Source organism: Alcanivorax sp. HI0083, from assembly GCF_001635175.1.
Map to the genome: position 1 here is coordinate 1 of NZ_LWFX01000200.1, position 763 is coordinate 763.

Sequence of the window (763 nt, forward strand, 5' to 3'; positions counted from 1 at the left end):
CGGGGCCGGGAATGTGCGATATATCGGACAGTGCTGTAGGCCATCACGTTAATGTCAGGGGGTGTGACCGTTGTGGCAGTTTAAATAGGTTAGAAATTCAGCGCTGTTGGTGTCACAAAATTTCCAGCACCACCTTGCCCACCGATTTACCTGACTGTAGCAGTGCCAGCGCCGCATGAGCATCATCGAAGGCAAAGCGATGGCCCACATGGGGTGGAGGCAGGGCAATGGTCTGTAATTCGCTGAGCAAGGCCTTCATGCTGGCTTTCTGTTCCCATAGCCAGATCAGATTGAAGGCCATCACCGACCGGTTGCTGCTGATCATATCCATAACGTCATAGCGAGGGCGGCGCAGGTAGCGCCAGGCGGCTTTGAGGTAGTTGGGGCGGTTGCCGGTGGGGGTGAATTCGGCGGCGCCGAAAACCACCAGCCGGCCCATGGGGTTCAGTGCGGCAAAGCTGGCTTGCTGGACGGTGCCGCCGATGGCGTCGAGCACCAGATCGAAACGGTGGCCGGTTTCGGTGAGTTGTCGGGAAAAATCCGCTTGGCGTATCAGCACATTTTCAAAACCCATTTCCTGCAGCATCGCGGCTTTGTCGGGGCTGCCTACCGTTCCAACCGGGTTGGCACCCAGCAGGGTCGCCAGTTTCATGGCCTGCAGGCCGACTCCGCCGGCGGCGCTGTGAATCAGTACACGTTGCCCTGTCTGGATGGCGCCGAGGGTGGTCAGGGCATACCAGGCGGTGAGGGTCTGGGCCGGGAA

General features: G+C 59.4%; 1 protein-coding gene. It reads right to left on the bottom strand.

Going from position 1 to position 763, the window contains the following annotated elements:
• Positions 1–112: 112 nt before the first annotated feature.
• Positions 113–763, bottom strand: a 651-nt coding sequence (locus A3754_RS02165; RefSeq protein WP_156496696.1) for a zinc-binding dehydrogenase, incomplete at its 5' end; no start/stop codon positions are given.